This is a genomic window from Pseudoalteromonas sp. P1-11, assembly GCF_001399995.1.
GTDB classification, from domain to species: Bacteria; Pseudomonadota; Gammaproteobacteria; order Enterobacterales; family Alteromonadaceae; genus Pseudoalteromonas; species Pseudoalteromonas atlantica.
This window is the reverse complement of record NZ_LJSP01000008.1, coordinates 62148-75794: the sequence shown is the minus strand read 5'-3', so window position 1 is coordinate 75794 and position 13647 is coordinate 62148. Positions and strand designations below refer to the sequence as shown.

Genomic DNA, 13647 nt, shown 5'->3' with positions numbered 1-13647 from the left:
TGAGTTGTTTAAAGCGGAGCAAGAAAATACTTGTTGATTGCTCCCTCAATCATTAACAAATGTTATTGTGACTTATAATTGTTCATTTTTTGTTAATTTTCAAATTAATTTACTAGTTATTATGCTAATTATTTATTTTTATAGCTTAGTTATTGAAAGCATAAGATTTTATTTTAGCCAATAAAAAACCCGCCTAAGCGGGTTTTTTTAAAACAGGTTTAGATTATACAGCTTGCTGAATAATTACGTTGTCTGCTTTTTTAGTGTACTGAGGCATACGGTGGAAGTTCAAGTAACGGTATGTATCTGCAGCCGTTGCATTGATTTTCTCTGCGTATTCTTGGTACTCAGCTGGTGTAGGTAATTTACCTAAAATTGCCGCTACTGCAGCAAGCTCAGCTGATGCTAAGAATACATTTGCGCCTGTACCTAAACGGTTAGGGAAGTTACGTGTTGAAGTAGAAACAACCGTTGCTTTATCAGCAACACGTGCTTGGTTACCCATACACAGTGAACACCCTGGCGTTTCGATACGTGCACCAACACGACCAAAGATACCGTAGTAACCTTCGTCAGTTAGTTGGTCTTTATCCATCTTCGTTGGTGGAGCTACCCAAAGTTGAGTTGGGATACGACCAGTAAAGCCATCTAGTAATTTACCCGCAGCACGGAAGTGACCTATGTTAGTCATACAAGAACCGATGAATACTTCGTCGATTTTCTCGCCAGTAACATCAGAAAGTAAACGCGCGTCATCTGGGTCATTTGGAGCACAAAGGATTGGCTCTTTAATTTCTGCTAGGTCGATTTCTACAACGTGCTTGTACTCTGCATCAGCATCAGCTTCCATAAGTTCTGGGTTAGCTAACCACTCTTGCATTGCATTAATACGACGTTCGATTGTACGTACATCGCCGTAACCTTCAGAGATCATCCACTTAAGCATAACAATGTTAGACTCAAGGTATTCGCTGATAGACTCTTTAGAAAGCTTAACAGTACAACCTGCTGCTGAACGCTCTGCTGATGCATCTGATAATTCAAACGCTTGCTCAACAGTTAAGTGCTCAACACCTTCAATTTCTAGTACGCGACCAGAGAATTCGTTGATTTTACCTTTTTTCTCTACTGTTAATAAGCCTTGCTTAATACCGTAGTAAGGGATTGCGTGTACTAGGTCACGTAAAGTGATACCTGGTTGCATTTCACCTTTAAAGCGAACCAAAATAGACTCAGGCATATCAAGTGGCATAACACCTGTTGCTGCTGCGAACGCTACTGCACCTGAACCCGCTGGGAACGAAATACCTAATGGGAAACGTGTATGTGAATCACCACCAGTACCTACAGTATCTGGTAATAACATACGGTTTAACCAAGAGTGAATTACACCATCACCAGGGCGAAGTGAAACACCGCCACGGTTCATGATGAAATCAGGAAGCGTATGGTGAGTGTTTACGTCAATTGGTTTAGGGTAAGCAGAGGTATGACAGAATGACTGCATTGTTAAATCTGCAGAGAAACCTAAACATGCTAAGTCTTTAAGCTCATCACGTGTCATAGGACCTGTAGTATCTTGCGAACCTACAGTGGTCATTTTAGGCTCACAGTATTGGCCTGGGCGAATACCTGCTACGTTACATGCTTTACCAACCATTTTTTGCGCTAGTGTAAAGCCTTTATCAGACACTTCTGTTACTGCTGGTACTTTAAATACGTCAGTAGCACCTAAACCTAAAGAGGTACGTGCTTTGTCTGTTAAACCACGACCAATGATTAGAGGAATACGGCCGCCGGCACGTACTTCATCTAAAATTACGTCTGATTTAAGTTCAAAAGTAGAGATAACGTCATCAGTACCGTGGCGCTTAACTACACCTTCGTATGGGTAAATATCAATTTGATCACCCATGTTGAACTCATCAACATTTAACTCGATTGGTAACGCACCTGAATCTTCCATTGTGTTGAAGAAGATAGGCGCAATTTTGTTACCTAAACATACACCACCAACGCGCTTATTAGGTACGTATGGGATATCATCACCCATAAACCAAAGTACAGAGTTAGTTGCAGATTTACGAGAAGAGCCAGTACCTACAACGTCACCTACGTATGCAAGTGGTAAACCTTGTGTTTTTAATTCTTCAAGTTTAGTGATTGGACCTACTTCACCCGCTTTGTCAGGAGTGATACCGTCGCGCTCATTTTTTAGCATTGCTAAAGCATGAAGCGGGATATCTGGACGTGACCATGCATCTGGTGCTGGTGATAAATCATCAGTGTTTGTCTCGCCGGTTACTTTAAATACAGTAACAGAGATTTTTTCAGCAACAGCTGGCTTGTTAGTAAACCATTCAGCGTCTGCCCAAGATTGAATAATCTTTTTAGCGTGCTCGTTACCTGCTTTTGCTTTTTCTTCTACGTCGTAAAATGCATCAAACATTAATAATGTGTTTGATAGACCTTTTACAGCGATAGGCGCAAGGGTTTCGTCATCAAGTAGCTCAATCATTGGGGCGATGTTGTAACCACCTAACATTGTACCTAATAATTCTGCTGCTTTTTCTTTAGATACTAATGGAGATTGTGCTTCGCCTTTAGCAACTGCCGCTAAAAAGCCTGCTTTGATGTATGCTGCATCATCAACGCCTGGTGGTACGCGGTTGATTAGTAAATCTAAGATGAACTCTTCTTCACCCGCTGGTGGGTTTTTAATTAGTTCAATAAGATCAGCCGTTTGCTGAGCATCTAATGGCGCTGGTACGATACCTAACGCGGCACGTTCTTCTACGTGTTTACGATATTCTTGTAGCACAATATTGCCCTCTTGGTGACGTGAAAGTATTCGGTAGCGCCTCATGCGCAAAAAAAGTAACCCAATACTTATAGTATTCTAACGCGGGATTATAAAGCTTTTATGTATAGATGAAAATCCATCCAGCTAAGCAACTGATTATACCGACTATAAATGTTATGAATAGTGGTAAGCGTAAATTCTATTTTCGTGAATGTTTGTTAAGTAATAATCATTCTTGTTTAATCAGGTTAATACTGCATATGCTGTTTTAAAGGCATAAAAAAACCCAGCACTAGGCTGGGTTTTTAAAATAAAGTAAGTATCTATTAACGCTTAACTTTTACACGTTCAATAGATTTTACATGTGCTTCTACACGACGGTTTTCAGCGTGAGCTTCTTTCGTGTTAGCTGTGTTTTTAAGACGTTCTTCACCTAGACCAACAGTTGTAATGCGATCTTCAGCAATGCCATCTTTTATTAGCTCTTGTGCTACATCATCAGCACGCTTTTTAGAAAGCATCTTGTTGTAGTTTGCGTTACCTACCGCTGACGCGTGGCCTTCAAGTAGTACAGTTGTATCTTCGTGCTCTTTTAAGAACTCAGATACTGATGCAATGTCGTCAAAGTAACGTTGACCAACTTGTGCAGAATCATGTGGGAAAGTAACTAATAAGCTTGTTGTTACTTCACGGTCTTCGTATAAAGTACAGCCATCGCCATCAACAGCGTCTGTCATTGGCGTGTTAGGACATTTATCATCTTTATCTAGGATGTTGTCGTTGTCGCTGTCTTTAGGTTCTACAGGTACTTCTACTACTGTAGGTGCTGGCTCTACAGGCTGTGCAGGCATAGAGTTTTGGCCAAATAAGTAGTTAATACCAATTTTAGCACCTACATCTGTGTAACCTTTATCAAGACCTTGGTATACCGCAGTTTCAGCGTTTACGAAAAAGCCATCAGTAATAAAATGTTGGTAACCAACACCTGCGTTTAAGAATGTGTTGTCATCTACTACGTCCATTTCTTTAATACCGAATAGACCGTAGAAAGGACCGCCGTCAAGGTGGTAAAGCGCATCAATACCGTAACGCTCGCCGTCGATATTATTACGATTGCCCGCAGCTTTATCGAACGCGTTAAAGTCCATATCTGCATACTCAAGGCGTGCGCTCCAGTAATCGCTGAAACGGTAACCTGCTTCTACACCCCAACCAGTTGACTCGTTTACGTCAAGGCCAGCTTGAGCGCGCATGTTTTCCCATGACGCATCATAGTAGTCACCAAATGCACCAATGTAGAAACCTTCTTCTTTATCGGCAGCGAATGTAGACGCGCTAGTTGCAGCTAACGCAATTGCAATTGTAAGTGATTTTAATTTCATTGTTTTCTTCCCATTTTAACAACTTAGAAAATTGTAGCTAATCAATACTAGCTCAACCAGTTTTATACACACTACCCGAGCTTTTGTTAATCGATACTTAACGAAAAATAAAGTTTATAAATTTTTTCAACGATCTACAGGCATTCCAACCACCAATTGTAGGTTAAGTAAAAATTTTTACCTAATCTGCAATTAATAAATTATGGTAATTTATAAATAGTTACTTTTTATGAATGCGCACAATAACACCGAGTGTGTAACTGCTCAATCATTGTACACTGCATTATTTAAAAATGACTATTTATAATCAAAAACTTACAATTAATTACAATACTTAAGTACCGCAAAAAGTTTGATAGCCCTTGTCATCTTTACCTGTCTCTTGAAAGCGGGCTAAGTTAGCTGTTTTATCATATGGGTTACTCATCACCGTTAAAAAGTCGCTTAGCAGCTCGCTCTCGCCGTGCTGATTATATTGCGCAAGTATTTCTTCGACGATGTGATTACGCGGTATAACCCTTGGGTTAGCCGCTCTCATTAGGTTATAGCTGTTTTCATCACATCTTTTTTGCCATAACTGGGCCCATTGCGTTAATTCATCTGGCACTTTGCCACCCTTTAGTGACTCGGTTAAGGCATCAAAGGTGTTGGTGTAATCGAGCTTATGCTCTTGAAATAACAATAATAACTTACTTACAAGCTCTACATCGTCTTCGTTATAACCTGCTAAGCCTAATTTTTGTGCCCACATTTGATTATATTGCGCGTTAAATAACGTAGAAAACTGATTAATTAGCGGCGTCATTAAACTTACAGCTTGTTCGTCATCTTCATCTATAAGTGGTATTAAGCTCTCGGCTAAACGCGCGCAGTTCCAACTTACAATATTTGGCTGATTACCATAGGCATAGCGACCTTGCTTATCAATTGAGCTAAACACGGTATCAAAATCAAAGGTATTCATCATTGCACACGGGCCGTAGTCGATAGTTTCGCCACTTATCAAGGTATTATCAGTATTCATAACGCCATGAATAAAGCCTACTCGCATCCAGCTAATAACCAGCGCTAGCTGACTATTTATAACGGCTGCTAAAAAGTCTAAATAGCGCTGAGCCCCTGTTGATTGAATACTTGGGTAATGACGCTCAATGGCTACATCAGCTAATTTTTTTAATCCCTCTACATCACCTTGAGTTGCTAAATACTGAAACGAGCCAACGCGGATATGGCTACTTGCTAAGCGGGTAACAATTGCGCCTGGTTGCGGCGGATTACGATAAACAGCTTCGCCTGTGCCGACAACAGCCAAACACCGCGTGGTTTTAATCCCTAAGCCGTGCATAGCTTCGCTCATAATATACTCGCGAATAGCGGGGCCTAATGCGCATCGCCCATCGCCTCCTCTTGAAAAAGGCGTGGAGCCTGAGCCTTTTAACTGAATATCCCACAGCTGATTTTTATCATCGCTGATAGCACCCAGTAAGTGCGCTCGCCCATCACCCAAGCGCGGCGAAAAGTGCCCAAACTGATGCCCAGAATAGCCAAGCGCTACAGCATTTACCGGTTGTGGCTCGTTACCAGCAAAAGTACTGGCGCGCAGCGCAGGCTCAACATCTATATTAAACTGCTGTGCTAACGCTTCGTTCCACAAAAGTAATTGCGGGGCTGCAACGCTTGAAGGACTGTCCTCTATTGCGAAGTTATCTGCTATGTCTGTGTATCTTGGCACTAGTTTCATGGTTAATCCTCTGTTTGTTGGCTTATGCCTACGCGATTGTCGCCCACGCTGTAAGCCACAATTAAGCTAAGTTCTTGCAGGCTCAAACCACTTTGCTTTTGCATTTCGTTAAAAAACGCCTGTGCGGCAGTGAGCGATTTTTTAGTTTGCAGGCCGCCATCGATAATTTTGTGCGCTCTTAGGTAACTTTCTACATCTCGCGAAAGTAAAAAAGTATCTTTACCAAGCGCTCTTAAGGCATACGGGCCTGTATTGCCGCCCAAACGGGCGCCGTGTTTTTTTAAATGCGCCCATAAACCAATAATGTCATCGCCTGGCCAGTTAGCTACAAATTGGCTAAAACTGCCATATTGCTGTGCTATTTCGTGGATCATGTAGGCATTTTCAGGAATTGTTTTTACCTTTTTATAATTACGAATAATGCGCTCATCAGTTGCTTTTTGCTCGAGCATATCGGGCGGCATCATAAGTAATTTATCAACACTAAATTGCCAAAAAACCTCTCTAAAACCTGGCCATTTACTGTTTATTACCGACCAGTAAAACCCGCTTTGAAATACTTTTCGGGTAAACTCTTCAAGCCAATCGTCGTCACTTAATGCGCTTAATGCTTTTTTAGATAAGGGTTTTGCGAGTAATAACTTAAGCATTTTTTCAGAACCTTTTCGCTCTACTGCTCGCTTATAAATATCGCTAAATTTTTCCATACTTATTAAATACCTCATCACTGCTCATAGGGTTAGTTTACGAGAAAAGCAGCCAATACGTAACCACCCACATTTTCGATGAACTAATCTGTATCCTGCAACTTGACACCTAGACGGCTAAAATGTTTTAATCGCCGCAATTACCCTATTTAAATTGTATTTTGTTAAACCTTTTGCGGTTAAACAAAATACAAAGGGCTAGAAGAGGTGCGTTATTCAGGTAGCGTATGTTAGGAGCGCAAACTCCAGTGAGCATATGTGAGGGGAATACCGCCGAGAGGTAAACGCTTTTGCGAAGCAATTACTTCGGGCGACTAGGTTGAATCCTAGCGACTGTCACCAATAGCTGTTTTAGAGCAGCTTATTAGTTTGGTGGAGAGCTTCTGGTCTTAAATAATAAGGCCGTGCGCCCTATTATTTTAAGCCCATTCGCTCTTCGAATACTGTTCGAACGACGTTAATGCGGCTCACATCATACAGCCTCCTTAATATCTCGAACACCTTATAGGTTCGTAAGAGATGATTCACAACTTCAATTTAGACGACTACGCACTGTGGACAGCGCTTGTTACGCCGTTTGATCAACAAGGTAATGTTGACTACGACACGCTCACAACACTTGTTAGCGAACAAGAAGCGGCACACAACGGTATTTTACTGCTCGGTAGCACAGGTGAAGGCTTAGCCCTTACGCTTAAAGAGCAGCAAGGCATTGTTGAGCACGTGTGCCAATTAAAACCCAGTGTACCGCTTATGGTTGCTGTTGGTGGTAGTAATTTGGCCCAACAAAAAGAATGGGTTAGCTACTGTAACCAATTACCTATTCACAGCTACTTATTAGGCTCGCCTCTTTATGCAAAACCAGGGGCTGTAGGTCAAACACATTGGTACGAAAGCTTATTAAACGAAAGCGCGCATCCGTGTATGTTGTACAACGTACCTGGGCGCAGCGGTGTAAGCATTCCTATCGAAACCATTGAAAACTTAAAAGCGCACCCAAAACTGTGGGCTTTAAAAGAAGCCAGTGGCAACATCACCCAATTTGAAGCATACCGACAAGCCGCGCCTAATTTAGCGCTATACAGTGGCGACGATGCACTTATGCCCTACTTTGCCCAAGCAGGTGCAAAAGGCTTAGTTTCGGTTGCGGCCAATGCATGGCCTTTGCAAACACACGAATTTGTAAAGCGCAGCCTAAGCGGTCAACACCCCAATTTATTTGCTCAGTGGACTCGCGCTATTAATAGCCTATTTGCTGTAGCAAACCCTATTCCCGTTAAAGTGCTAATGCACCAGCAAGGGCGTTTAAATAGCCCACTGTTGCGTCCACCTTTAACGCATCTTGAGTTAACGCAAACCGATTGCATTACCACTGCAAACGACACCATTTTATCTTGGCATTAAACACAGGTTTTTATAATGAGCTGGTTAGAACTACTAAATAATTTAGAATCGGGCGCAGTACGCGCAGCATCACAAAACGAAAGCGGCCAATGGGAAGCTAACGTAGAAGTAAAACAAGGCATTTTAGAAGCCTTTAAAAATGGCACTAACACCGAGTTTGCAGGCGGGTTTGTTGATAAGCACAACCTTGCACCGCAAGAATTTAGCACTGAAGATGGCGTGCGTATGGTACCAGGTGGCACCAGTGTTCGCCGCGGTGCCTACGTAGCTAAAGGCACTATTATTATGCCACCAGCGTACGTAAATATTGGCGCATACATCGACGAAGGTACTATGGTTGATAGCCACGCATTAGTGGGTTCATGTGCACAAGTTGGTAAAAATGTACATTTAAGCGCAGCTGTTCAACTTGGTGGTGTACTTGAGCCAATTGGGGCAAGCCCAGTCGTGGTTGAAGACGATGCGTTTATTGGCGCAGGTTGTGTCATTGTTGAAGGCGTAGTGGTTAAAAAAGGCGCGGTACTTGCCCCAGGTGTGCGTTTATCTGCCACTATTCCGGTTTACGACTGTGTTAACGAGCGCCAGCTAGATAAAGGCGAGCCAATTCCAGAGTACGCTATTGTAATACCAGGCTCTCGCCCTGCGTCTAACGAATGGGCTCGTGAGCAAGGCTTAAGCATGTCGTGTGCACTCATTGTTAAATACCGCGACGAGCAAAGCGATGCATCGTTATTGCTAGAAGAGGTTTTACGATAATGAGCTTTTTGAGCACGCCTATCAAGGCCGCCGTAAATACACTTACTCAGCAACTTGATACACCTTTTTTTGTTTACGACTTAGACAAACTAAACGCACACCTTACCCGTTTAGTTGCGCAAACCGATGTAAAGCTTTGGTATGCGGTAAAAGCCAATCCGCTTTCTAAGGTTATTCAATGCCTAGACAGCGCCGGATTTAACTTTGACGTAGCAAGTAAAGGTGAGCTTGAACAAGTCCTTGCACAAGGTATTAGTTCACAGCGCGTGCTCAACACAGGGCCTGCAAAGAGCCCTAAACAAATTAAACACTTTATTGAGCGCGGCGTGCGTATTTTTGTTGCCGAAAGCCTCAATCAAGTACGTTGGTTAAACCAGCAAGCGCAGCTGCAAAATACGCAGCTGCAAGTATTACTGCGTGTGCAATTACGCTGGCCAGAAGGTGAAAAAAACCCATTAGGGGGTGACAGCCTTACTCCGTTTGGGCTTGGTTGCGATGAATGGCAAGCGCTCAATACTGGCGATTACCCAGCACTTAATTTTGATGGCCTACATATTTTTCAGTGGGGCAACATGCTTAGCACACAAAAGCTAAGCGAGCTGTGGTCGCAAATGATTGTACCGCTTACCACCTTGGCTAATAACTTAAATATAAACCTGAAAATTTTAGACTTAGGCGGCGGTTTAGGTATTCCTTACACACCAAACGATGCAACACTTGAGTGGGATGGATTAATCACCGCGCTGGCAAAAATTAAAAAAGATGCGGGTGTAGACGAGCTTTGGATGGAGCTTGGCCGTTACGCTGTAGGCGAATGCGGTCATTACGCTAACCCCGTCGTTGAGTGCAAACAAAACTACGGCCAACAGCAAGTTATTTTAACCGGAGGTATTAACCACTTATTGCGCCCTGCTGTTACAAGCCAAGATTTTCCTGCGGCGTTACTGCGCGAATCAACAGCGCCAGAACAAGCAATGAGCTTATACGGCCCATTATGTACTGCCCTTGATTGCTTAGGCGAGCATACCCTACCAAGCGATTTAAACGAGCAAGACTGTCTGGTGTTTAGCCAATGTGGCGCCTATGGTTTTACCGAAAGCATGCCCTATTTTTTATGCCATGAACTAGCTGCAGAATACGTGTTACAAAATGGCGAGCTCACGTGTGTGCGCCAAGCAGAAGATGCCAATCACTACTTAAGGTAATAAACATGAGCATAACAACACCCATTAGCCAAGAAAACATTGTAGTAGGGGAAGTAGCAAACGGCTTACCTCTAACTATTCCGGTGTATCGCTTAAAAGGCGATGGCAGCGGGCCAAGCGTGTATATTCAAGCCAATATGCATGGCGCCGAGGTACAAGGTAACGCGGTTATTTTTCAGCTGCTAGAGCAGTTAAAACAGCTCAATTTAAAAGGCGACATTACCTTAGTACCTTATGCTAACCCTATTGGTTGTAATCAAAAATCAGGGGAATTTACCCTTGGCCGATTCGACCCTATTACTGGCACTAACTGGAACCGTATGTATCACTACAATAGTGATTTAGTTACCCAGTTTGCACACGAGCATAGCCAGTACGACGATGCAGCTTTAAAAAGTAACTTTAAAAAAGCCCTGCTTGATGAAATAGATGCCAAACTTAATGGCCCAGCTTACTTGCTCAATACCGGTAAACGCATTGCGCTTAACCTGCAAAAGCTTGCGCATCAAGCCGATATCGTGCTCGACTTACACACGGGGCCTATTTCAAGTAAGCATCTGTACTGTCCAACGTATGCCAGCGACAGCGCACGTTATTTTAATATTGAACACGTACTGCTAATTCCAAGCGACTTTGATGGCGCAATGGATGAAGCTAGCTTTTGCCCATGGTGGCATCTAAGTGATGCACTTAGTGCGCAAGGCAGGGACTTCAATGTACAGGTTGAGGCCTTTACAGTAGAGCTAGGCAGCCAAGAAAAAATAGATTTAGCAGCCGCCTTTGATGATGCAAACAGCATTTTAAGCTATTTGAACCATAAAAATGTATTGGTAGATGCAGCGTATCAACCTAAGCAGATGACTCGTTATGCGTGCCATTTAGATGACTACTTTGCTTATTATGCGCCGATTGGCGGCATGGTTGAATATGTTGCCCCATTAGGCGCACACATAAAGGCAGGTGAGCCAATAGCCCATATATTACGCATGGAGCGCTATTTAACTGAGCAGCCCCTACAAACATTAAGCCTTGATTGCGATGCAATTGCTATTTTGCATTTTGCCTCAGCAAGCGTAAACCAAGGCACTGAACTTTATAAGTTTTTTACTAACGTATTTGAGTTATAACGCACCGCGCTATAACTCCCCCTTCTCATTGCGTGAGAGTAAGTTAACTAACTTACAATATAAGCGGCTATATGCCGCTTTTTTTGATCTGTGATAACGGTGTAAACGTAAGGTAATCAAATAAGTGTAAATTCAGTGAAAGTTCACCGTTACAAATGTAAAAACACGTTATAATTTATAAATCTACCTTACTCTCAAAGGAATAAACAATGAGCTGGCGTTATTGGATTGCAGTTACGGCTTTACTAAGCACACCCTCTTTTGCCCAACAAGAGGTTAAAAAAAATGAACAAGACAACGACATAGAGCTAGTTAAGCAATGTATTTTAAATGAAGTAATTGGTGGCGATGGTAAGCAAACCTTAGACGAGCTGCGTACAAAATGCTCCGCCCTTGAAGAAAACAAACAACTTACCGCACTTGATAAACGCAAGGCTCGCGAAGAGGTAAGTAAAAAAAATCGTAACGTAATTACGCCGCATAAACGTAACTACATTTTACCTTTATCGTATGTCTCGCACCCTAACGATCGCCCGTTTGATGGCTTTGACGAGCTAACAGATGAAGAAAATGGCGAACCCCTTGATAACCTAGAGGCTAAATACCAGCTTTCTATTAAGGTACCACTGTACGATGATTTTGCAGATGACGACCAAGCCATCTTTTTTGGCTTTACCTTGCAGTCGTATTGGCAAATTTATAACTCAGAGATTTCTTCTCCGTTTCGTGAAACCAACTACGAACCAGAAATATTTTGGGTAAACTACCTAGACCAAGAAAACGTACTTTGGGGCGACGAAATGGCCATAGCGCTGGGTATTTCGCACCAATCTAATGGCCGCAGCCAGCCAAACTCTCGTTCATGGAACCGGATTTACGCCGATTTTATATGGGAAAAGAGCGGTTTTGTATTTAGCTTTAAACCTTGGTATCGCATTGCCGAGGATGAAAAAGACAATATATTAGAAGCCGATGGCGACGACAATCCAGATATTTACAAATACATGGGTTACTTTGAATTTGGCGGGGCGTATCGTTATCACGATCACGAGTTTAGCTTTATGACTCGTAACAATTTAAATTCAGATAACCGTGGTGCACTTCAACTAGATTGGTCATTCCCGCTTTGGGGTCGTTTACGTGGCTACGCGCAATACTTTAACGGTTACGGTGAGAGCCTAATTGATTATAACGCTGATGTAGAGCGTATTGGTGTAGGTATATTACTTACCGATTTACTTTAATTTATTAATACACCATAAAAAAAGCCAAGCCCTTTTATAAAGTGCTTGGCTTTTTTATTAAAGCGTTACTCGTTATTTTTTAACGGCAAACACCCCTTCAAACTCTGCAACAACATCGCTGCCATCAAATATAGTAACAGGTACTACGTAGCTTGCTTTGCCTGTTGTTTCCAGCTCACTGAGCTTACCTTTACAGGTTTGCACATCAACACAACCACGTGGGTCGGTATTAAGTGGTTTTAAGTATTTTATAGTGGCATCGGCTAATACAATATTGCCCTCAAGCCCTGCCTCTTTAAGCGCTAAGTACGTTGCGCCCCAACCGGTTAAGGTTGCTAAGCTGTATATAGAGCCTGCAAACATAGTATTGTGTAGGTTTAAGTTAGCGTCTAAATCAGCACGCGTTGTAAACTGCCAGTCTGTGTAGCTTTCTACTTTTATACCCATTGCATCACTAATTGGGATTGATTCACGCCAAATATTTTGCAGTACTTGCGTCCAATCAGGGTGGCGAAACCAACCCGGCTCACTAGGTTTTTGTTTAATCATTTTGAAATGTTGTACATCGCCATACGCTAAGTGGGCTTTTTCTTTTAGCTCGTAGCCGTGGCGCTTATAAAACTCAAGCGCACGCTCGCGAGCAAATAACACTAATTCGCCTGCATTTTGCGTCCATGCTATTTTTTCAAGCTCGTGTAATAAACGGCTACCAATATGCTGGTTACGGTTGCCTTCGGCTACGGCCATGTAACGTACTTGCGCTTGTTCATGGTTGTTAAAGTGTAAACGGGCCACACCAAGCACATCACCGTTGTTATTTTTAATAAAGCGATGCTCTGAGTCTTGTTCCATATCATCTTGTTCAGAGCCACGAGGCTCATTCCAAGGCGCACGTAGTACTTCCCAACGTAATTGATAGTACGCTTGCCAGTCTTCGCTGCTCTGCGGTGTCGTTACTTGAAACATATATACTCCTGTTGTTTTGCCGTAAATAAAAAATAAAGGCTACGGCATGTAATCCAACTGAATAACTCTTTAACCTGCACATTGGTTTTTACATTAGAAAATTAAAGATTAAGTTGGTTGGAATTATTATGGCAAATACCATACTCCATCTTTTAAACACTGCCAATACGACTTTGGTAAGCAAGCGAAAAAATAACTGTTTTACCCATCGCATCAGCTAGTTTATGCTGGGCCTTTAGAGATTGAACATGCACTGAGCGAAGGGTTCTGCCTAGGGGAAGTTTACTCTTTGTTGCCTACATGGGTGTAAGC

10 protein-coding genes and 1 riboswitch are annotated in these 13647 nt (G+C 42.5%); of the genes, 5 read left to right on the top strand and 5 right to left on the bottom strand.

Going from position 1 to position 13647, the window contains the following annotated elements; translation table 11 throughout:
- Window positions 1–223 precede the first annotated feature (223 nt).
- The 4 genes from acnB to AN390_RS14185 form a co-directional block, all read right to left on the bottom strand.
- The gene (gene acnB, locus AN390_RS14200) at window positions 224–2821 is read right to left on the bottom strand and encodes a bifunctional aconitate hydratase 2/2-methylisocitrate dehydratase (RefSeq protein ID WP_004588162.1); all 2598 of its coding nucleotides are present in this window, start codon (window positions 2819–2821) and stop codon (window positions 224–226) included.
- A 308-nt stretch (window positions 2822–3129) separates the two neighbouring features.
- Entirely contained in the window at window positions 3130–4185 is a 1056-nt protein-coding gene (locus AN390_RS14195; RefSeq protein ID WP_055255167.1) for an OmpA family protein, read from the bottom strand.
- Between the two features lie 334 nt (window positions 4186–4519).
- Window positions 4520–5926, bottom strand: coding sequence for a YdiU family protein (locus tag AN390_RS14190; RefSeq protein WP_055255166.1), 1407 nt, complete (start codon window positions 5924–5926; stop codon window positions 4520–4522).
- Window positions 5927–5928: 2 nt separating this feature from the next.
- Window positions 5929–6633, bottom strand: a complete 705-nt coding sequence (locus AN390_RS14185) for a DNA-3-methyladenine glycosylase I (protein WP_055255165.1) — start codon at window positions 6631–6633, stop codon at window positions 5929–5931.
- Between the two features lie 194 nt (window positions 6634–6827).
- Window positions 6828–7024: riboswitch (Lysine riboswitch) on the top strand.
- Between the two features lie 128 nt (window positions 7025–7152).
- Between AN390_RS14185 and dapA the strand changes: the two genes are divergently transcribed.
- From dapA to AN390_RS14160, 5 genes are all read left to right on the top strand, one after another.
- On the top strand, window positions 7153–8037 hold the full coding sequence (dapA, locus tag AN390_RS14180; protein ID WP_029773500.1) for a 4-hydroxy-tetrahydrodipicolinate synthase: 885 nt from the start codon (window positions 7153–7155) through the stop codon (window positions 8035–8037).
- A 15-nt stretch (window positions 8038–8052) separates the two neighbouring features.
- Complete coding sequence (locus AN390_RS14175; RefSeq protein WP_054983375.1) at window positions 8053–8793, top strand: 2,3,4,5-tetrahydropyridine-2,6-dicarboxylate N-succinyltransferase; 741 nt, start codon at window positions 8053–8055, stop codon at window positions 8791–8793.
- Entirely contained in the window at window positions 8793–9998 is a 1206-nt protein-coding gene (locus tag AN390_RS14170) for a PLP-dependent decarboxylase (protein WP_055255164.1), read from the top strand. Before AN390_RS14175 ends, AN390_RS14170 begins: the two co-directional genes overlap by 1 nt.
- A 5-nt stretch (window positions 9999–10003) precedes the next feature.
- Window positions 10004–11125, top strand: a complete 1122-nt coding sequence (locus AN390_RS14165) for a succinylglutamate desuccinylase/aspartoacylase family protein (RefSeq protein ID WP_055255163.1) — start codon at window positions 10004–10006, stop codon at window positions 11123–11125.
- Between the two features lie 209 nt (window positions 11126–11334).
- Window positions 11335–12369, top strand: a complete 1035-nt coding sequence (locus AN390_RS14160; RefSeq protein ID WP_004588421.1) for a phospholipase A — start codon at window positions 11335–11337, stop codon at window positions 12367–12369.
- Window positions 12370–12441: 72 nt separating this feature from the next.
- Here the strand turns inward: AN390_RS14160 and AN390_RS14155 are convergent, their stop codons facing one another.
- Complete coding sequence (locus AN390_RS14155) at window positions 12442–13335, bottom strand: bifunctional GNAT family N-acetyltransferase/hotdog fold thioesterase (RefSeq protein WP_024032005.1); 894 nt, start codon at window positions 13333–13335, stop codon at window positions 12442–12444.
- Between the last annotated feature and the right edge of the window lie 312 nt (window positions 13336–13647).

Bases quoted from the DNA above. Each gene is read 5' to 3' on its own strand.
- AN390_RS14190 (WP_055255166.1), bottom strand. From the start codon at position 5,926: ATGAAACTAGTGCCAAGATACACAGACATAGCAGATAACTTCGCAATA.
- AN390_RS14165 (WP_055255163.1), top strand. From the start codon at position 10,004: ATGAGCATAACAACACCCATTAGCCAAGAAAACATTGTAGTAGGGGAA.
- AN390_RS14155 (WP_024032005.1), bottom strand. From the start codon at position 13,335: ATGTTTCAAGTAACGACACCGCAGAGCAGCGAAGACTGGCAAGCGTAC.
- AN390_RS14160 (WP_004588421.1), top strand. From the start codon at position 11,335: ATGAGCTGGCGTTATTGGATTGCAGTTACGGCTTTACTAAGCACACCC.
- AN390_RS14170 (WP_055255164.1), top strand. From the start codon at position 8,793: ATGAGCTTTTTGAGCACGCCTATCAAGGCCGCCGTAAATACACTTACT.
- AN390_RS14175 (WP_054983375.1), top strand. From the start codon at position 8,053: ATGAGCTGGTTAGAACTACTAAATAATTTAGAATCGGGCGCAGTACGC.
- dapA (WP_029773500.1), top strand. From the start codon at position 7,153: ATGATTCACAACTTCAATTTAGACGACTACGCACTGTGGACAGCGCTT.
- AN390_RS14195 (WP_055255167.1), bottom strand. From the start codon at position 4,185: ATGAAATTAAAATCACTTACAATTGCAATTGCGTTAGCTGCAACTAGC.
- AN390_RS14185 (WP_055255165.1), bottom strand. From the start codon at position 6,633: ATGGAAAAATTTAGCGATATTTATAAGCGAGCAGTAGAGCGAAAAGGT.